This window comes from Pelagibacterium luteolum, assembly GCF_900100665.1.
Taxonomy (GTDB): Bacteria; Pseudomonadota; Alphaproteobacteria; order Rhizobiales; family Devosiaceae; genus Pelagibacterium; species Pelagibacterium luteolum.
In genome coordinates, this window is record NZ_FNCS01000014.1 from 65,335 (window position 1) to 84,220 (window position 18,886).

Here is an 18,886-nt window from a genome sequence, read left to right on the forward strand (position 1 = left end):
AAATCATCCTTTGTTAAGAGCTGCCGTTAGGCTTGGCTGCTACTTTCTCCAGATATTGAGCCAAGAAGTCGCTGGCAGCTTCATTCATCTCGTCTTCTAACCCAGGGCGTAGGAACTTGTAGACAAGGGGGATTACCAGCGGGCTGGACACTCGACGTGCATAGATGGCATCCTGAAATTCCCGTGCTTTGACGGTAGCTTCGTTCTCAATGCCATCTTCTTCGAGGCACCGTTCCCACAGCGTTTTAGCAAACTTCATGAGATCTTGCTGCTGGTCCGCCGTGTCTCGCTGTCGGTAGAATTCCCTGATCGACCAACTGAGCAGTGGGCTTAGCAGCGCAATATTCAACACCCATTCTTGTAGAGTGAGCTGCTGCACGATTCCGAGCACCACGACAATGGCAGCCACGGCAACCGCTAGACCGGCCAAGATAGATGCGTAATGCCGGCGTAGTTCGCTGTCGTATCGGAGATTGGTCCTCTGGCAAATAAACCGTGCCAAGTGGAGCGGAACGCCGCCGGCGGCCTTCGGATACCAGCCTGTCAGCTGGCTGTCGTCGTGACCAGACGTGTATTTTGTCGCCGCGCGGTGGATGTCTTCGGCCTCGACCCGATCGCCCACCACGAATGGGTTCCATCCGATCTCCAGCACGGTACAGTCGAACTGCTCCGCTATTTTCGCAGCACGTTTCAGAGTTGCCTTGTACTGCTGGTCGATCCAAAGCGGATCAAGGAGCAGCACCATCAATGCCAGCAGGGTGAAATAGGGCCTAACTTGAGGATCAGCTGCGCCCCAGATTGCCCCCACGACTGGAACTAGCACCGTCAGGCATAGCTGCAGCACCATCAAGCGGGTCGCAACCGTATAGGTATGCGTTCGCGCCCGCAGTAGCTTCAGCTGTGCCTCTTCGTCCTGCCGGACCGGAATCTGGTTTTGCATGGTGTCAGCCATATCTAGGAAAATAAGAGGGCAGGATTAGACCCCACTTTTCGATTGCGCCCGCCACGTTGCCGCCTGCCGTCATGGCTTCGGCTTCCTTCGCCCGATCCCGCGCCCAGGTCAGACGGTCCACCAGAAGCTGGATCTTGACTTTCGTATCCACGTGCGCCCCGACGTCGTCGCTATAGCCGGCCGGATCAGCCAGTTTGTACTGCACCAACTTAATGCCTTTGTCGAAGACGTAGCGCATGCCAGACGGGTAATCAGTGATCGTGATGCCGTCGAGAGCTTTCAGGATCAGCGCCTCCAGATGGAAGGACTTGAAGAGACCCCGGCTCTTATTCCACCCCTTGATCATCTTTATCAATGGCACGAGGTCGTTGTTGTGCGCCTTATTGGCTGCCGTCCAAATCTCCACATGCTTTTTCGGATCCGTAGATATCCATTTGTTGAGCTCAAGGCTAGGAATGAGGTAACCGCCACCCTTGCGGTAGAAGGCTGGCACTACGTCGACGTTGAAATCGGTGAAGGTGATGGTAACGGCCGAACCGTCCGGCCTTATGTCAGGCGTTTTGGTATACGTCTTGCGGAGCGACTTCTTGATACTCTCGAGCAGGGCCTTCTTTCCATCCTCACGATAATACTTCACATCCAGGACAATGAAGATATCGACGTCGGCCTCTTTAAGTGGCCTGATCATGGTGCTGCGGCGGTATGACCCCGTGAGAAACGTTTCCTTGATGTCGAAATCACGCTCCAGAACCTCGCGGATTGCTTTCTGACGGCCCGCAACCGTCTGCTCCTGCAGGTCGGTGATTTCAAGATTGCTGCGAAGGACACGAAACGCATCCGCAATTGTTCTTACCATGACCTGCAGTAGCTCACCGTTTCGATCGTTGCCATCAGCGTCCCCGTCGATCTATCTGATTACCACATAGAACGGTTCGCTGAAGCCGACCAAACGATCATCGTTTCTTCGGATGATGAATGCCTCGGCCATGTGAACGCCGCGATATTCCAAATCTTCCCAACGACGATTGCCCTCGGTGGGCTGTTCGAAGCCGCCCCGTCCTTTCTTGAGGGCCATGGCAATTGCGCCAGTATTGGTGATGCGCCATCGAACGTAGCAATCAGCTGGCACCATCTGGAACTTGTTGACTCTCACGGTGAACCACAAGCCGCCCCGCGGTGGCAGCGCCTCTCCAGAATTGATCAGATAGGCTCTACCCGTTTTCTGACGGGCGTATTCTGCAGATACCTGCACGTTGCGGGAAACAAATTCTGCAGGTTGCCAGCGTGGCGGCTGAATATGTGCGGGTGTTTTGAACCAGGACGGAAGTATGGTGATGCCAAAGTCGATCACGTTATCGACGAGGCTGTCGAGGTGGGCAGCTCCTTCCATCAGCAAGGCGCTCGTGCGCTGCATGGCGGACGCCTCGGCCTTCTTCACGTTCTCACCCTTGGCGAACTCGTCGCCGAAGACTTTGCGCCATTTCTCGATGCTGTCGGATCGTGTCGTAGCGTTGATCGCTTCGTCGATCCATTTCCGGTACTTGTTCACGAAGTTCCGGAAATTGGCATACTGGGTGTCGTTCCAGAGATCGGCAAAATCCTGGGATGGGAGCGCCGGATTAGGCACCTGCGGTTTGTTCGGGCGTGCCTGCAACCAGTCGTCCAAGCGGCCCATGATCGTCTGTAGGGCGCTCGGCGTATCCGAAAACGCACTGGAATCCTTGTCGAACCACTCGATGCGGTGACCGATAAGTGTCGTCAGAAGAACGGACTGGCAGCTAAAGCGCTTCTTGATGTCTCTGATGTACTTGATCAGCCTGGTGGCTTTGCGGAATGAGTTGTTGCCCGAGTAGCCATTCTTTTCGCGCATCCACCGCGTGTATTCGACCGGCTGGGATTCTTCGAACTCATCCTTGCGCTTGTTGCAGACCTCAAGGGTACCCTGGCACTCGCGGTCCCTAACCAGGGGAGCAATGTCGATCTTACAGTCGTCCGCGTATGTGATCGTGACGCAGTAGTCATAGACGACCGTCTTGTCGCCGTACCTGCCGCTGTCGAGGAAAATCCGCCCGAGTTCCTTGACGAACTGGGCAGCGCTCCAACCGTCTATGGCGTACACTTTCACTAGAAGGTCGGCGTCGAATTCTCCCCCATCCACAGGACGAATGATGGTGTCGTGCGCCCAAGACCCCTGCTCGATGAAGGTGGATATCCGCGGCTCCCATTCAGAGCCTCTGATAAAATCCTTGATGGTTTCTACCCGCACTTCAAGCAGGTCTAGGCGGGCTTGATTGAGGTTGACTGTATCGGTCAGAAAATCTTTGAAGTCGCTGACAAGTTTCATAAGCTAGCCCCCTGAAAATAGAAGTACTCGAGTGTTGAGGGCCTTTCAACCTAACGTGCCTCTCCTCCTTTGGGATTGTAACGCGAACCAACCATAAACCCCGACTGGACCGGGCTGCGCGCAGTTGGCAAGCGCATTTCCGCCCCATACATCTTGTGCAGGTATCTGCAATGGTCGAATCTGTGCCGAAGCGGACCAACAGTTCACGGGCCCGGTCTACCCATAGTGCGAATTGAAACGGACGGAAGGTTCCGGATGATCGGTGAAGCGCGGTGAATGGCGACAATTGCGTCGGTAGAAGACCGGCAGCAATGGGGATCGCAAGCTGAATGTCCCGCTACGTCTCAGGCTTCACAGCAGACCGTAAATCGCAATGGCTAGTGTCGCCGCGAACGGCGAACCGAGCCAGTGGTACAACCCCTGCCATACGAAATGTTCGCCTCCGTCCCTTGCGTCCTGAGATCGCGGACCCGCATGGGCGATGCCCCGGAACGGGGTTTCGAAAGCCGCCAGCGGCGGTGCTTAGAGCCCGGCCCGAAGGGCGACGCCCAACAAACCGTTACCGATCTATTCGTTGGCCATGGGTGGCGCTGCGAGGCGCATCAGGGCCGAGACGCCGGTGACGCCGCCGCCGATGAGAGCAAAGATTTCCAGCCATATGGAGGATGGGACGGCCTCGGCCATGATGCCGTGGACGACCGCATAGCCTGCAATGGCTGCTGGCACGGTGAAGATCACGGAGATGATCCAGCGCAGGATCGGGGAGCGTAGAGGATCGCCAGCACGTAATAGGATGCCACTCCGGCGACCAGTGGCATCAGGGGCGCGCCGATCCAGCCTGCGCCTGTCTCTAGGGCAAGCCGTCCGGCCCATAGCGCCAGCGCGAAGGGCAGCGCGTAGGTGGCGAGCATGTAGGCAAAGACGGCCAGCCCGCTGATCAGAACCACGCTCATGGTCATCATCAGGACCATCGTCGGCCTCCCGGCAGAGTGAGACGATCCGGCACGATCGTAGCGCGCCGGATCGGAGATTTCAGGCGACGATCCTGCCGCCGAGATTGGCGAGCTTGGCATATATGCTAAGCCGGTATTCAGCCCGGAAATGCAGGTCGCGTTCGACCGGCAGGCCGAGCCCGCCGCGAACGTCCTCGATTTCCGAGAGCATGGCATAGCCGAGTTCGGGACAGCCGAGACCCAAATCCATCACGCCGAACGGCCTCAAATCGCCATCCTCGGCATGGGCTTCGGTGATGAGCCATGTCGCCCCGGCATCCGGGGTAAACAGCTTGACCACTGGGAACGGATCGAACTGCTCCCGTTCCTCGGCCAGCCGGCCATTCTCGATGAGTTTGGCGAGCAGATCGTCGGGGATCAGGGGTTCGGTGCGGGAAAATCTCCGGGACATCATGCGTCCTCCCGCTCGGGGCTATTGATGCGGTGCCGGATACGAAAGGCAGTGATTGCGCCCGCCTGCCGCGCCAGCTGCGCGAAAGCGCATCGATCTCGCCGCGACGTGCGAAGCGGATGGCGGCAAGGTTCTCCTGAAAAATCCGCTCGTCGGCCCGCGTCCACATGCTGTTGGACCGCCTGTGTCTACTTTGACGGGACTTGGCTTGGCTGGTCACAGTCAGGCGTTCGGCACGGGCGATGATCTGGCGTTCGACGGTGCCAAGATGCCGGGCGGTTTCCGCCCGCGCGCGCTCCATGCAGGTCAGCATGGCCCGGATATCGGCATGGTGTTTCATGGTCATGGTTCCTGTGCTGCGGTCGAGGTCACCGGCCGCGCCGAACGGGCGCGGCCGCAAAATCCTCGATGTGCTGGGGAGGAAGGCTGGGACCTCGCGAGGCCCCGGCCAGCGCGTTATTCGGCGGCGATGGTGAAGTTCTCGCCGTCCGGCTCGGCTTCGTCCTCCGGAACCTGCTCCGGCTCGGCGTCAAGCCACGCGGGCCGCGCCGTGCGCATCAGCGGCGGGAGCCATCCGGTTCCCGCAAGAAGCTGCTCGGCGGCTTCGGCCATCGGCAGCTTCTTCATGTCCTTGATGCGTTCGGCGGCTTCCGCACTCACCCCGTCCTCGACGGCGGCGAGAATATGCGCCTTCGTCACGCGCCCGAGATAGGCACGTACCGTGGGCGTCCAGTGCGCCGTCATGTCGAGGGCAAGGGCGGTCGCCAAGCTCTCCGCCGTCTCCTGCCGGGGCCTGCGCTCCCAAGGCTGCCGCACGGCATTGACGGTCAGGGCAGCGCAATGGGCGAACAGCGCCATGACGCTGGCATGGTCGAGCCCGGCGATGAAGTCCCAAAGCTCCGCAATGTCGCGGGGCAGGTCCGCTGCCCATCCTTCGTGACGATCCGCCAGCGCCTTGGCTGCTGCCGTATCGTCAATGCCGTCCGCGAAACTGCCGAGATAGCTGCCCGTCGGGCGGATTTCGAGGATATGGGCTTCCCCGCTTCCGCGATAGTAGGTCTGCGCCACCAAGGCATGGGTGACGGCGACAAGTGCGATATCGGGCTGCTCACCCAGGACGAGACGCAGGCCAAGGGTCCGGTGCGCGGTAAGGTCGCGGACAAGAGCATCCGATATCGGCTTGCCCGCGTCCCCGCCGTCCTCGTCCTCGGGGTCGGGCGCGGGATCGTCCCCGCCGTCCTCGATGATTTCACCGTCCTCGTTGACGCGGACGCCGTCATCATCGTCGTCGGCCTCGTCCGGGTCCACCTCCGGTTCCTCGTCCTCGGGCCGGATGAAACCGCGCTCGACGCGCAAGGTGCCGTCACTAGCGAGGGCGACGAAGACGCCCGCCCGCGCCACGTCCTCGGGGACATAAGCGCTCTGCTTGGCCTCGAGCCGCTCGATTTCGGCTTCAAGCTCCCCGAACCGCTCATCCACATCGGGCGGCAGTTCGTCCGCGTCCTGATACTTCTCGGTGAGCGTATCATAATCCTCGTGCGCAGCGATGAGGGTGGCATCATCGTCCTCGGACAGGTCAACCGGCTCGGGATAGATGCGGCGCATGTTGTAAGCATAGACGAAGCTTATGCTGGCCTCTGCCCACTTCCAGCCTTCCGCTTCGCGGATTTCCTCGGCGGCAGCTTCCAGCTTCTCGATGGTCAGCCGGTCCAGCAGCGCGGCGTCCTCGAAGAACCCGCCACGATCCTCAGTGAACAGGTCGCGGACGATGCTCCCACCTGCCTCCAAATAGGCTTCCGCGCCCACGAAGGCGGCGCGGCGATCCGAGGCCGGGACGTGGCCGTCCGTCAGTTCGCGGCGGATGAAAGACGGATCGCGATTGTAGGACAGACCATCGAAAACCTGCTCCTGACGGTCGTGATCGTCCGTGATGGCGAACGCCTGCAACTGGTCCATGGTCAATTCGCCGTCGCGATAAAGCTGGATCAGCCGAGGGCTGACATTGGCGAGGCGAAGCCGCTGCCGCACCACCGTCGCGGTCACCCCGAAGCGGGCGGCGATTTCCTCCGGCCCCAATCCGCGCGTTTCGGCAAGCTCGTGGAACTTCTCGAACTCGTCGGCGGGGTGCAGGTCCTCGCGGTTGACGTTCTCGTCAAGGCTGATTTCGGCGGGATCGTTCGTGGTGTCGATGACGCAGCGCATCGGCTCGGACATGTCAATTTCCCCGCGCTCGACGCGCAGAAGCTGCGCCAGCCTGCGGCCTTCCCCGATGCTGACCAGACAGAAGCCGGTTTCCGCTCCTTCCGCATCGCGTTCGGGTTCCACCACGAGGTTTTGCAGGAGACCCTTGGCGGCGATGCTCGCGGCCTTGCCTTCGATAGAGGCCGCGCTGTGCGGGGTCTTGCGGGCGTTTCCGGGGTGCTTCTTGAGCTTGTCGAGGGGAATGAAGACCGTGTCGTCGGCCACCGTCCCGTCCTCACTCTCCACCGCCTGCGCGGGTGCCGCATCCCCGGCGTCCGGTCCGGCCACCGAAGCCGTCACCTTCGCGGCAATATCGCCAATGGAGCGGATTTCCGTATCCGCCACCACGTCCATTGTCTCCACGGGGGCGGGCTTCGCCTTCTTGGATGTTCTAGCCATAGTTCCAATCCTTTCTCTGTTAATGCCGGAGGCATGTCCCCGACATGCCTCCCGGGGGCGCGTGAGCGCGCGGCAGAGAGGGGGGCGAATGCAGGCGAGCAGGGCCGGGGTTGCGCGGCCGAGCGGGGTGGATTGGAACGGTGGGAGATGTGGGGCTATGCGCCGCCCTGCGAGCCAGCGGCCCCGCCCTCGCGCAGGCGGCGTTCGTGGGGGAGAGATGGCCAAGACCATCTCTCCCCTGATTAGATCAGTTGCTTATCTGAGAGTGCTTGAAGCGATTTGATGATCGGCGGTTGTCGGATTATCTAGGACGCAACTGCCTCTCGCCCACTTGGGTCGACCAATGCTTCGTGGGGGCCGCTTCGCCTTGCGCGGCGCGGCGTTAGCCGCTGCTTTTTCGGCCTCCTTACGGTGGCGGAAGCCGCGTCGGGCGCAGCCGAGCGGTCTTGTACCGCTATTCGGCCGGTTTCCAGCCATCCCAGGATCTCGGACCTGCGGGCAATATGGCTGGTTCTCAACGCTTCGAGCATCGTGGCGGATATGCACGCCTGATGGCCGCGTAGGTGATCCTCAAGCAGCCTGTTCGTGGTGATGTAGCCGGCGTTGGCCCCTTGGAGCGCGTGGTTCATCAGGATGTGAATGTCGAGTTCGGGTACGCCGGCGGCCTGACCGACAGTACGAAACGTTTGGCGCAGCTCGTTGGCCCATTTCGAGAGCTTGTCGCGGTCTTCCTTTTGCTCCGCGATATGGCCGGTATGGCTGTCCGCGGCGAAAATCCAACGCCGTCCTGCAAACGGGTGCATGATACGGCTGCATCGAATTGCACGAATGAGGCAGCGGATCATCGGCGGTGAGAGCGGGATGTCGAACGCCTTCTTCGCTCCGCCTTTCGGCGCAGGGATATGGAGCAGGCGACGACGAAAATCGAGATGCCCGATTTCCGCGACTTTGAGCGCACCCGGACGGCAACCCGACAAGAGGGAGAATAGATGGAACTCGCGCCGAATGGGATTGTCGAGTGCAAACAACTCGCCGAACCATTTCGGAAGGTCTTTCAAGCCCATCCCGGTATTGCGCCGTTCCTCTTCATTCCAGTCGATCGCATCGACGGGATTATCGGCGGGGAGATAGCGATGCGTTTTGCGGGCATGATTGTAGATCGCCCGCAAGGTCCGCATCGCGCCATTGGCGACATAAGGGCCATTCTCTCGGGTGATCTTATTGTGTCGATCCGCAACCAAGGCCGGCTCGTTGCCTAAAACTAGAAGCGATTGGTCCTTCCAATCCGCGAACAGACGGGTGACATGATCGGCATAGCTCTCGATCGTCCTGGCGCTACGGCCTTTTCGCACGAGGTGACTATCGCGATAACGCTCCCACGCTTCATGCAAGGTGACGGAAGGCGGCTCCTGCGCTTCGACGGTGGGCCCCTCGGTTTCGTCGGGCTCGTCGTCGGTGAGCGGCTCTCCTCGAGCAATTCGGCCCAGGTACTCCTTGGCGACCGATCGAGCTTCACGCGCCTTGATTTCACCGACGCGCCCCACTTTCGCTTGAACGGCTTTCCGCTTTCCGTTCTCCCAATGCTCGGCCCTTACCATGAACGTCATATGTCGGGTTCCAACGACGACGAAGAAGCCTTTGAGGTCGGTGTCTCTGACGACGTACTGGCCCTTTTCTGCGAGTACCAGACGGGAAACGGCGGTATCGGAGAGAGAAATCTGGAGGGCAGCCATGATTTTTAGTGTGGGGTTAGTGTGGGGTTTTTGCTAGAATGAGTTTGGCGGCAATCTTACGCTCTGATTGGAGTCTATTAGAAAAATAATGAAAACTCAAGTATTTAATTTGAGAATGGGGGTAGCTGAGCGTACCGGAGAATAGCCCTTCGTAGCAGACCCAAACAACTACGAATCTGGGGGTCAGAGGTTCGAATCCTTTCGGGCGCGCCACTTCCGAACAAAACTGGGCACTCCTGCAGGAGAGGCCCCACCGCCCATCACCAGCCTTTCCAAAATCGTTCTTCGTCCGTGGATACGGACTTCTGTGTCGTCGACTTCGACGTTGTCGATCATGGCGCGGAGATAAGCGCGGCGGAATGGGATTGCACCGTTCTGGATATTGTCGCGCATGATGGTGGTGAAGGCGGCGATCTTGTCCTGTGTGATCCGGGCTTCCGGTCGCAGCTCGGTGAGAGCGCGGTCCAGCGCGACCTGGGCGATGTCCCGCTCGGTTTTGATCGCGGTGATGCGGTCTTTCAAAGTGTCATCGGTGGGATCGGCGATGCCGTTCTCGATGGCGTCGTAAAGGCGCTTCAGGCGCGCTTCTGTCTCGCTGAGATTTTTTCTGAGGTTGGTGATGCGGTCCGTGTAATCGGCACTGCGGTTTGCCTGCCGTTCAATCAAGCCAGTCAGAAGCTTTTCGACGCGCTGGGGCGTCAGAAGCTGATCCGCGATGCGCTCGGTGACGATTGTGTCCAGCTTATCCATTGGGACTGAGCGGCCCTTACAGGCGCTCTTGCCCTTCTGGGCGCAGGTGGCGCATGCGTAGTAGCGATAGCGACCGGACTTGCCGGTTCTGAGAGTCATGCCGCCATGGCAGCTGGCGCAGGTCGCGAGACCAGTCAGCAAAATGGGACCAGTCACGGTGCGCGGCGGTGTGGCCTTGGGGTTTCTGGCCTTGAGTGCAGCCTGCAGATTGTCGAAGGTCTTAGCGTCGATGATCGGCTCCACCGCGACCATGATCTGCTCCGCAACCGGCTTGTCCTCCTTGGTCTTCCAGATTTTACGGTTGAATCGGTATTCGCCCTTATAGACGGTGCTGGTGATCAGATTGTGCAACGGGCCAATGCCCCAGCGCGCGCCCTGGCGCGTGCGGTAGCCGTGATCGTTGAGCCAGTGCGCAACCGCTTTCACCCCCATCGGGCCGGTCGTGCCGTCGCCTGCGGTGAAGAGCCTGAAAATCAGCCTGATGGTCTCGGCTTCGACGGGGTCAACAGCCAAACGCTTTTTGGTCTTCGAGCCTCGTTGTTCGGCGGCGATGATCTTGTAGCCATAGGGTGCCTTCGCACCGTTCCAGAAGCCCTGGCGAGCGTTCTCCTGCATGGCGCGCAGCGTGTGCTTGGCGTTTTCCTTGGATTGATATTCATCGAAAAGCGCAAAGACCTGCCGCACCATGACGCTCATCGGGTCATCACCCAAATCCTGTGTGATACTGACCAGACGCACATTGTGCTTTCTCAAGCGCCGGACATGGTACTCCAGCGCGAAATGGTCGCGTGCGAAGCGGCTGAAGGAGTGGACAAGGACGACATCGAACGGCGCGCCGTCGGTCGTGGCCATATCGAGCATGCGCTGAAGCTCAGGTCGGCGATCATCCGTGCCACTAGCACCGGGCTCGACATACTCCGCAGCGACCGTCCAACCCCGCGCCTCGCAGTAGGCAATGGCCTGCCGCCGTTGATCGGGAATAGAGAGATCATGCTCGGCCTGCCGTCCCGTCGAGACACGCAGGTACAACGCCACCCGAGTCTGCGCATCGGGAAGATTGTTGTTGAGCGTGTGCACGGTCATGGCGGGTTATCCGATCATGAAGTTTGCCAGTTATCGTTGGCCGATCTTTGCGGCTCTTTCGAGTCGAGTTTTGAGGGGTACTTCAGCATGGCGGAAAGTTCGCTCATGAGGAACGACTCAAGGACATCCAGTTCGGCATCTGTGACCGGAAAGTCATCGCCGAAATCATCGAGCACGATCTGCGCGTCCGCCGTGTCCGGGTTCTGACCGACTGGCAACAGTATCCTGCGATCGCTGGACGATTGTCCGCGCATCGGTCAAATCCTTCGGTCTTGTGGGGTGTGGGGTGTAGGAAACCGGCGGCCGTGCGCCGCCGGTTTATTGCTCACTCATCATTCGCCGGGCGTAGATGACGATGCGGATGCTTGTCATAGCCGCGCTGCCGACAGATCGCTTCCATCGTGTTGCAGTAGCTCGCATATGCGAACTCGTAGGCCTGCTCTCGCGTGCCTGGAAAAGTCGCTCCGGCCATCATCACCACGCCAACAGCCTGGAACATCGCGTAGATGTCAGTTGCGCTGATGGGTCTGGTGCTATTTGCGTTCAAATACTCCATCGCCCAGAGAACAAAATCTTGGGGCATCTGGACCGGCACAAAGACGTCGAGTTCTAGTGGGGGATGTTCTCTGCGATCTTTCATTGCGATCTCCATCGTTTGGTGATGGGATCAATATGAAGGGACTTGCGAGAGCGTTTCCGCGTGGAAGCCACGAGGTTTTCCTGACGGGCTTTGTGCTGACAGTTCATGGCGTCATGGATACGCGAGCCCACGAAGGACGGAGGTAGCGATGGCGGTGAATGACGGATTTGGGCGGCATGAGGTGCTGCACATGGCAGCGTTCCTGGCGCGAACAGTTGCCAGCGAACTGGCCGAACATCCGGAGGTCAAAGCCAACCCGGAATGGCTTGCGCTCGCCGACCAAGCAGGTCAGTCGCTTGAAGCGCTCTATCAGGCCGTGGGTGCCGCACATCTGGACCAGGACAGAGCCTGATCCAGCTATCGCGTTCGGCGGCCATCAGCGGTTTCCGGAGCTGCCGGACACGCCATTTTCTTAAGCCGTCCAGTACAGCGCTGCGCCTCATGCCATCACTCAGGAAATGAGAAGCAGGGACCGTCATCCATGATGGCATAAAGCGGCCAACATCCCGCGTATAGGGCCAGACAGGTGAACTCCATCCAGGGTGACTCCTCAAATGAGGCAAATTCACCGGGATTTGCCGCGCACCAAGCTTCACCGGCTGCGTGAATGTAAGCATACTTGGTCTCAGAGAAGGCTTGCATCACCCAGGCATCCTTCGGGCGACCGCGATTGGCTGCGAGGGATTCAAAGGCTTCCAACATCGCATCGGAAGCCGTGCCGTAGCTCAGAAATGACGGAGTCTTGTTGCCGGTCATGAGATGGTCCTCCCGTATCTGGTATTCGGAAGATACGGGGCGTTACGGACGCATTTCCGCGCGCAAACCGCGCGCAGCAAGTACGGTCCCACCCGAGGGGGCGGAGCTAAAAGCGCGGAGCCATTGCCTGCTGCTTCTGCCGGATCATCCGGCGGATGGCATCAAGGCTGGCGACAGCTTGGCGATGGGCTTCGGTGTCCGGCTGGGTTTGCGCCAGCGCGCATTGGACCTGATGCTGCATGACGTGCAGTTCAGTAAGTGAGCGACCTTGCAGATCGGCGATGGTGATCAGACGAGACATTGTATTCCTCCTTCGTTCGGAGGCCCCGTCCATCGGGGCCTTGCGGCCCCGGACACACAGCATCATCGGGGGATGGTCCCGGTGGACGGGCTGGAGAAAAGAAGCAGAGGAAGGAGATGCGCGGCGTTAACAGCGCTGATCGCGGTGGTCATCGGGAACAAGCGGAACTGGCAAAGGGAATAGCGCTGCAGAACCGCAGGTTTCTGCGGGTTTGTCAGGTTCTCAAATTTGCGAAATGTGGGCTGAAGACGATATAATGGAACTATATTGAGTACTGTTTTTATTACTGATTTTTATGTGGTGGATATTGGCAATGCAGATCAGATTGCTAGGTGAAGTCAGCTTCGCCGAAATGCGGCAGGCCCTTTTCGAAGCTCTCAATGAAATCGAGGACGAGTTTGCGATCCGCTATTCGCGGGGCGCGGTCCTGTTCATCAACCCAACGGACGGTCTCGACGAAAATGTCGTCGCGCGCCGGCGGGGACGTGTGATTTCCAAGGTGACCAAGAAGGGGCCGTATCGTTCGGCTGCGGACGAATATTGCCCGTGAGCTGATTGATATGGTCGGGAGGGCCGGATGAAAATCCCGCATTACATCGGGCTGGAGCAGGCCCGGCAGGTTTTGGCGGAATTGGGCGTCGAGCTGAACGCGCGGCAGATGAAGCGGGCGGCAGACAAGGACGCGACAGGGCAGCGCCGGCTGCCATTCTTCGTCGATCCCATTGAAGGTACTCTCAAAATAGAGAAGGAGACTCTCGTCAATATTTACAGATCACTTCAGAATGAAGCTGAGAATAAGTATCGTAATAACATTGACTAGATGGAATCATGTCTGGTCTATTGATTCCGGAGCAATATAACAATCGCAATTGAATGTCAGATATACGCAAGCGCACAGGCAGCAAAGGGACGACTTATCAGGTCCGTTATCCCAGTCCGGGGACTAAAACGGGCTTCAGTTATGCGACCTTCGACACGATGAAGGAGGCACGCGCCTTTCTTGAAAGTGGCGCGACCCGTCGCAAAGCGGTTGTTGACCGTTCCGGTCCCCAGACTGTTGCCGAGGCCACGGAGCTTTGGCTGCGCATCTGTGAAAAGGAAGGGCTCAATGGTCGCGAGCCCATCACCTCCTATACTCTCGTGAACTACGCGTATCGTTCCTCTTTCATTAAGTCGTACCTGTGGCCTCGGGCCTTAGGTGACCTTACGACGCCCGACGTGGTTGCATTCAGGTCTTGGCTTTTGCGTGGTGAAATCAGCCGCGTGGTGGCCAGTAAGGTCCTTTCATCCTTTCATTCGGTCATGAAGGAAATGACCATTCGGGGCCACATAAGCCATAACCCGGCGATTGGTGTGTCGATCCGGGCAGACTCAAGGTATCAAGAGACCGCAAAATTCCCTTCCCGCCGTGAGATCATGGCGCTTCTGGTTGCGGCGGACGAGCTAGCAAACTCAAAAAACATGACGATTGCCAAGGCATGGGCACGGTATCGTCCCATGCTCTATCTGGCGGTCGACTCCGGCATGCGGCCCCAAGAGTATATTGCGCTTGCAAAGTCAGCGATATCGGAGACAGGGGTTCTGGTTGAGCGGGCGCTCGACGGTAATGGCCGTTCAATCTCGGTTACCAAGACACCAGCGGGACGCCGGTTCATTGATCTAAGCCCTGATACGCTTGCCATGATCCGGCACTACGCAGAGCATCTGGCGGTCCCGAATAAATACGACCTGGTCTTTCCGTCTGATAACGGGCGGTGGCAATGCCGACGCAACTGGCAACGTCGAGGGTTTGAAGTCGCTTGCGAAAAGGCGGGGCTGGTCGAAGAGGTAGAGATCGGCGGCAAAACTGTTACCCAGGTCAAATACCGGCCTTACGATCTGCGCCATTTCTTTGCCTCGATGCTGATCGAGCGGAAGGTTAATCTGAAGAAGATTCAGACCCTGATGGGGCACTCCAACATTGAGACCACGCTCAATGTCTATGGGCATTTGCTCGACGAAGCTGAGGAACCGCCGCGCGAAGCCATCGGGCTATTGGGCCGTCTAGCAAGCGGCGACCTAGCCAGCAGCGCGCCGCCCCGCATCGATATGCTTTAACATATCGAGCGGATACCGTCATATGTCTTTACATATGATTAATTCTCTGGTCTCTGTGCCGTGCGAACGATATGTTTTTGCATATGAATGCCAGACATTATATGTAATGACATATCGATTTTGACGATCTAATCTTTATATGATATGCTGGTACATATCGACAGTGAATATTTATATAGGAAGGCATATCAGCATTGAAAGCAGGGCATGACATCCCAGAAGCCTTGAAAGAGGCGCGAGCACGGAAGGGCTTGAGTCAGCGTGCGTTGGGCGAACTGACTGGTCTGCCGCAGAGCCATATCTCGAAAATCGAGAGCGGAGCTGTCGATCTGCAATTGTCGAGCCTCGTTCAACTGGCTCGGGTTCTGGACCTAGAAGTCAGACTGGTGCCCAGAAAAGCTGTGCCAGCAGTTGATAGCGTTGTGAGAACTACAACGCCGAGCGTTGGCACTGCCGATCAAGCGCAGCTCCATGACAGTCTGCGGCGTGTAGCAGAGGCTGCCAACGAACTGACACGACTCCACCTGCTTCCCGACGCAGAGCGTCTAGGGGATGCAGCGCAGCTGTTACAGCGCGTCGCAATTCCTCCAGAGGATTTTACCCGTGTTCGCAAGGCGCTGGATCAGTTGAAGCCGCTGCAGAGCCTGCCCTTTAACACCGAGTCCTACGAAGCTATCGCGAAGCGTTTGAACGATCCTGCGCTGCAGAATGCTTTACGCAATGCGTCCCACGTCCTGCGCAACGTCCGCAACAACGTCGTCCATAAAAATACCTCAGACACGCGTGCCTCGGTCCGACCAGCTTATGAACTGAATGAGGAGGAAGACGATGCCTGATGTCTCTGTCCTCAACGTACAACTCTACAGTGATACGATCGGCACGCTGACCCATGTCGGCGGTGATCGAACAATCTTTGCTTTCACAGAGAGCTATATCGAGAATGATCAGCGGCCCACGCTCAGCCTGTCTTTCAAGGATGCATTCGGGGGCCTGATCACCGACATCCCGGCCACGCAGCGCCGCGTCGCACCTTTTTTTGCCAACCTTCTGCCAGAAGGCACATTACGGGACTATCTGGCGGAGCGCGCGGGTGTCCATGTCGAGCGCGAGTTTTTTCTGCTCTGGGTGCTGGGACGGGATTTGTCGGGCGCGGTTACAGTCGTGCCTGCCGATGGCGAGGCTTGGCCCCCAAAAACCGATAGCGCGCCTGCAAAATCCGTAGAAAAAGATCGCGCAAACGCCCTCAGATTCTCACTGGCTGGCGTGCAGCTGAAATTCTCTGCCGTCAAGAATACCGGAAAAAATGGCGGGCTCGCGATCCCGGCTCAGGGCGTCGGCGGTGAGTGGATCGTCAAGCTTCCCTCCACACGGTTCGAGGGTGTGCCAGAGAATGAATATTCCATGATGGCCTTGGCTCGCGCCGTCGGGATCGACGTGCCCGAGACCCAGTTAATCGATGTTGAGGCCATCAACGGCTTGCCCGAAGGCATCGGCACGCTGAGCGGGCAGGCCTTTGCCATTCGGCGGTTCGACCGCACTGCAGACGGCCCTGTCCATATCGAGGATTTCGCGCAGGTCTTTGGTGTCTTTCCAGAGCGGAAATACAAGCAGGCCAGCCTGCGGAACATCGCGACCGTACTGGGTATCGAAAGCGGCGATGAAAGCGTCGCAGAATTTATCCGCCGGGTGGTGTTCAGCGTGCTGATCGGCAATGCCGATATGCACCTTAAGAACTGGTCGGTGATTTATCCCGATCGCCGCACGCCGTTGATCGCTCCAGCCTACGACTTCGTTTCCACGATACCGTACCTGGAAGATGACAGCTTTGCGCTGAAATTCGCTCGAACACGCAAATTTGCCGGGTTCACTCTGGATGAGTTGAGCTACCTAGCCGACAAGGCAGGTCTGCCATCGCGACCCACCCTGGCAGTTGCACAGGAAACGGTAGAGCGTTTTCTTGTGGAATGGGAGGGGGAGAAAAACCATCTGCCGCTCGCGCGGGCCGCCGTCGAGACGATCGACCGCCATCTTGAAGCGCTGCCTCTGGTGCGGGATATCTGACGGGATGGCAATACACCGAAGGGCCGCGAAAGAGGCAAGTATCTATTATTAAACAACAATGCCTGATTTTTGATGTCGGCAAATCAGCATTATCGCTTCTAATCTATTGTTCGCTCTGGCTGCCAAATCATGTAGAATCAGAGGAAGGGGGACTGAAAGACTGTGTCGAACGCGAAACAAATATTGGCAATGCTGAAGAGCCGGGCCGACGGAGACGATGAGCGGTTTTTCTCGATAGCTCTCCAGATTGCCGCCTCTGAAGCTAGGCAGGGCCATAAACAGACCGCAGAAGAGCTGCGCGCTGCTGTGGACCATGCGCGCGCACGGTCATCCAAAGGCGCTTCGGTGGCCATCCCGTTTGCTCAGCCACGCGGGGACTTAGAAGGTCTTCTGGAAATGCGGCAACCGCGTTTCAAGATGAAGGACGTAGTACTCAGTGACCGTCTCATGTCCAGCATTGACGATGTCATCCGGCAGCAGCGCAAACGCGACTGGCTGCGGGAGCACGGCAAGACGCCTAACCGTCGCATTCTGTTCGTGGGGCCTCCGGGTTCCGGCAAGACCATGTCAGCGGAAGCGTTGGCCGGCGAGCTTAATCTTCCGCTATTCGTAATCCGCCTGGAGGGGCTGATCACTCGCTATATGGGTGAAACTGCTGCCAAGCTGCGCATGGTGTTCGATGAGACCGCCAAGCATCGCGGCGTGTATCTCTTCGATGAGTTTGATGCGGTGGGCGGACAGCGCACCGCCACCAATGATGTTGCCGAAATGAGGCGCGTCCTCAACTCGTTCCTGCAGTTTATGGAAGAGGCCACGTCAACGGACAGCCTGATCGTCTGCTCGACTAACCACGCTTCATTGCTCGATCGCGCGCTTTTGCGCCGCTACGATCAGGTCTTTGAATTTGATGCACCGTCGCAAGCGCAGATAAAAGAGATCATTCTCAAGAGTCTCAGGCCGATGAAAACGCCGCGTATGACGTGGAGCAAGGTCATAGCGGCGGCCAAAAATCTCAGTCAGGCTGAGATCGTTCGCGCTGCTGATGATGCCGTCAAAACCGCCATTCTAGACGAACGCAATCAGGTCACGACCGACGATATCGTACGCCGTCTTGATGAACGCAATCAGATGCGCATCGCGTTCGCTGAGAACGGAGCGGTTTCGACTTAATGGTGTCCAGATTTACCCTGCCACATATCGACATATCTGCCTTTCGCACCTCCAACGAATATGTAGGTCAGGGCGGACGCGGAAGCCCGGATGCCCGCGTTCGCGGCCTCCACGGAGCGCGCCTGCTAGTCGAACTTGAAACAGCATTCGCGGCATCCGACCAGGCGCGGCCAAATGATGATCGTCTTCCGCAGGCCGAGGGCTCTTTCGTCGAGGTGGAGTTGCGACGCGGCGCGAAAGCCGACGAACTTGAACGTAAGAATGCTGGGGTCCGCGCAGCCGCTGTGACCACAGGAGACGATCAGCAGCGCATAGTCGCTCTCTTCGTTCCCGACAACGCGCGGCCTGTCCTTCAACAGATATTGAATGACTATACCAATGGCCCGCTCAGCGAGCGTGGTAACCCGCCCCACAAAGGACGGGTTGAGTCCATCGAACGGATCAGACAGGCGCGCCTTGAGACGTTCTGGACCGATGATCCCGCAGCCCTACCGCAACACCCCCAAATCCAGATGTGGTGGGGATTGTGGTGCTGGCGCGGCGGCGAAGTGAAAGTCGATGCGGCCTGCGAAAACCTCGGTTTGCGAACCGCCGGCGCTGACCGGCGGCTTTATTTCCCTGAGTGTTGATTGCCGTTGAGATCTGACCCGGTACTGAGGGATTTTTCCACTGAGATTTGACCCATGTTTGAACGCTATCCTGCTCGTTTTGGGCAGGAGATTGAGGAGTGTTGGACATGGCGTTTTTGAGCGTTATCCGGCGCTGGCATTTCCGGGACGGGTTTTCGATCCGGGAGATTTCGCGGCGCACAGGTCTGTCCCGTAATACTATTCGCAAATATCTTCGGTCCGATACGGTTGAGCCGAAGTTCAAGGTGCCCGAGCGGCCGAGCAAGATCGATCCGTTTGCCGAGAAGCTGTCAGGCTGGCTGAAGGCTGAGAGTCGCAAGCCGCGC

General features: G+C 58.3%; 21 protein-coding genes and 1 pseudogene. 9 read left to right on the plus strand and 13 right to left on the minus strand.

Annotated features, from left to right (window positions below):
• Positions 1–13: 13 nt before the first annotated feature.
• From BLR31_RS21755 to BLR31_RS16810, 11 genes are all read right to left on the minus strand, one after another.
• A complete protein-coding gene (locus tag BLR31_RS21755) occupies positions 14–940 on the minus strand; it encodes an S-4TM family putative pore-forming effector (protein ID WP_176762719.1) in 927 nt (308 codons plus the stop codon).
• A 4-nt stretch (positions 941–944) separates the two neighbouring features.
• Positions 945–1,808 carry a CBASS oligonucleotide cyclase gene (locus BLR31_RS16765; protein ID WP_090597997.1) on the minus strand — a complete coding sequence of 288 codons (864 nt, stop codon included), beginning with the start codon at positions 1,806–1,808 and terminating at the stop codon, positions 945–947.
• 51 nt (positions 1,809–1,859) lie between these two features.
• On the minus strand, positions 1,860–3,296 hold the full coding sequence (locus BLR31_RS16770) for an SMODS domain-containing nucleotidyltransferase (RefSeq protein ID WP_090597999.1): 1,437 nt from the start codon (positions 3,294–3,296) through the stop codon (positions 1,860–1,862).
• A gap of 567 nt (positions 3,297–3,863) precedes the next feature.
• A complete protein-coding gene (locus BLR31_RS22245; RefSeq protein ID WP_342027601.1) occupies positions 3,864–4,034 on the minus strand; it encodes a hypothetical protein in 171 nt (56 codons plus the stop codon).
• Positions 4,031–4,267 carry a hypothetical protein gene (locus tag BLR31_RS22250; protein ID WP_342027602.1) on the minus strand — a complete coding sequence of 79 codons (237 nt, stop codon included), beginning with the start codon at positions 4,265–4,267 and terminating at the stop codon, positions 4,031–4,033. The genes BLR31_RS22245 and BLR31_RS22250 overlap by 4 nt, the downstream gene beginning before the upstream one ends.
• 61 nt (positions 4,268–4,328) lie before the next feature.
• Positions 4,329–4,700, minus strand: a complete 372-nt coding sequence (locus BLR31_RS16780; RefSeq protein ID WP_090598045.1) for a DUF2958 domain-containing protein — start codon at positions 4,698–4,700, stop codon at positions 4,329–4,331.
• A gap of 456 nt (positions 4,701–5,156) precedes the next feature.
• Positions 5,157–7,340, minus strand: coding sequence for a ParB/RepB/Spo0J family partition protein (locus BLR31_RS16790; protein WP_090598001.1), 2,184 nt, complete (start codon positions 7,338–7,340; stop codon positions 5,157–5,159).
• Positions 7,341–7,645: 305 nt separating this feature from the next.
• The gene (locus tag BLR31_RS16795; protein WP_176762720.1) at positions 7,646–9,073 is read right to left on the minus strand and encodes an integrase arm-type DNA-binding domain-containing protein; all 1,428 of its coding nucleotides are present in this window, start codon (positions 9,071–9,073) and stop codon (positions 7,646–7,648) included.
• 183 nt (positions 9,074–9,256) lie between these two features.
• Positions 9,257–10,906 carry a recombinase family protein gene (locus BLR31_RS16800; RefSeq protein WP_090598003.1) on the minus strand — a complete coding sequence of 550 codons (1,650 nt, stop codon included), beginning with the start codon at positions 10,904–10,906 and terminating at the stop codon, positions 9,257–9,259.
• 14 nt (positions 10,907–10,920) lie between these two features.
• Positions 10,921–11,160 carry a hypothetical protein gene (locus BLR31_RS16805; RefSeq protein ID WP_090598004.1) on the minus strand — a complete coding sequence of 80 codons (240 nt, stop codon included), beginning with the start codon at positions 11,158–11,160 and terminating at the stop codon, positions 10,921–10,923.
• Positions 11,161–11,231: 71 nt separating this feature from the next.
• Positions 11,232–11,546 carry a hypothetical protein gene (locus BLR31_RS16810; RefSeq protein WP_143009420.1) on the minus strand — a complete coding sequence of 105 codons (315 nt, stop codon included), beginning with the start codon at positions 11,544–11,546 and terminating at the stop codon, positions 11,232–11,234.
• Between the two features lie 148 nt (positions 11,547–11,694).
• Here BLR31_RS16810 and BLR31_RS21415 point away from each other — a divergent pair, with 148 nt between their 5' ends.
• Positions 11,695–11,898 (plus strand): hypothetical protein, encoded by a 204-nt coding sequence (locus BLR31_RS21415; RefSeq protein WP_143009421.1) that lies wholly within the window; start codon positions 11,695–11,697, stop codon positions 11,896–11,898.
• 95 nt (positions 11,899–11,993) lie between these two features.
• On the opposite strand, the gene BLR31_RS16815 is transcribed toward BLR31_RS21415, so the two are convergent.
• Together BLR31_RS16815 and BLR31_RS16820 are read right to left on the minus strand one after the other, a co-directional pair.
• Positions 11,994–12,302: a hypothetical protein gene (locus BLR31_RS16815; RefSeq protein ID WP_090598008.1), complete on the minus strand. Its 309-nt coding sequence runs from the start codon at positions 12,300–12,302 to the stop codon at positions 11,994–11,996.
• A 106-nt stretch (positions 12,303–12,408) separates the two neighbouring features.
• Positions 12,409–12,603, minus strand: a complete 195-nt coding sequence (locus BLR31_RS16820) for a hypothetical protein (protein WP_143009422.1) — start codon at positions 12,601–12,603, stop codon at positions 12,409–12,411.
• A 313-nt stretch (positions 12,604–12,916) separates the two neighbouring features.
• Between BLR31_RS16820 and BLR31_RS16825 the strand changes: the two genes are divergently transcribed.
• The 8 genes and pseudogenes from BLR31_RS16825 to BLR31_RS16860 all read left to right on the plus strand — a co-directional run.
• A complete protein-coding gene (locus BLR31_RS16825) occupies positions 12,917–13,153 on the plus strand; it encodes a hypothetical protein (RefSeq protein ID WP_056240664.1) in 237 nt (78 codons plus the stop codon).
• A gap of 27 nt (positions 13,154–13,180) precedes the next feature.
• Positions 13,181–13,423 (plus strand): hypothetical protein, encoded by a 243-nt coding sequence (locus BLR31_RS16830; protein WP_090598012.1) that lies wholly within the window; start codon positions 13,181–13,183, stop codon positions 13,421–13,423.
• Positions 13,424–13,476: 53 nt separating this feature from the next.
• The gene (locus BLR31_RS16835) at positions 13,477–14,700 is read left to right on the plus strand and encodes a tyrosine-type recombinase/integrase (RefSeq protein ID WP_090598014.1); all 1,224 of its coding nucleotides are present in this window, start codon (positions 13,477–13,479) and stop codon (positions 14,698–14,700) included.
• Between the two features lie 194 nt (positions 14,701–14,894).
• Entirely contained in the window at positions 14,895–15,536 is a 642-nt protein-coding gene (locus BLR31_RS16840) for a helix-turn-helix domain-containing protein (protein WP_090598016.1), read from the plus strand.
• A complete protein-coding gene (locus BLR31_RS16845) occupies positions 15,529–16,761 on the plus strand; it encodes a type II toxin-antitoxin system HipA family toxin (protein ID WP_090598017.1) in 1,233 nt (410 codons plus the stop codon). Before BLR31_RS16840 ends, BLR31_RS16845 begins: the two co-directional genes overlap by 8 nt.
• A 162-nt stretch (positions 16,762–16,923) precedes the next feature.
• A complete protein-coding gene (locus BLR31_RS16850) occupies positions 16,924–17,931 on the plus strand; it encodes an AAA family ATPase (RefSeq protein ID WP_090598019.1) in 1,008 nt (335 codons plus the stop codon).
• A 2-nt stretch (positions 17,932–17,933) separates the two neighbouring features.
• Positions 17,934–18,560 carry a hypothetical protein gene (locus tag BLR31_RS16855; protein ID WP_176762721.1) on the plus strand — a complete coding sequence of 209 codons (627 nt, stop codon included), beginning with the start codon at positions 17,934–17,936 and terminating at the stop codon, positions 18,558–18,560.
• A 107-nt stretch (positions 18,561–18,667) separates the two neighbouring features.
• A pseudogene (locus BLR31_RS16860) lies at positions 18,668–18,886 on the plus strand (IS21 family transposase); the annotation flags it as partial.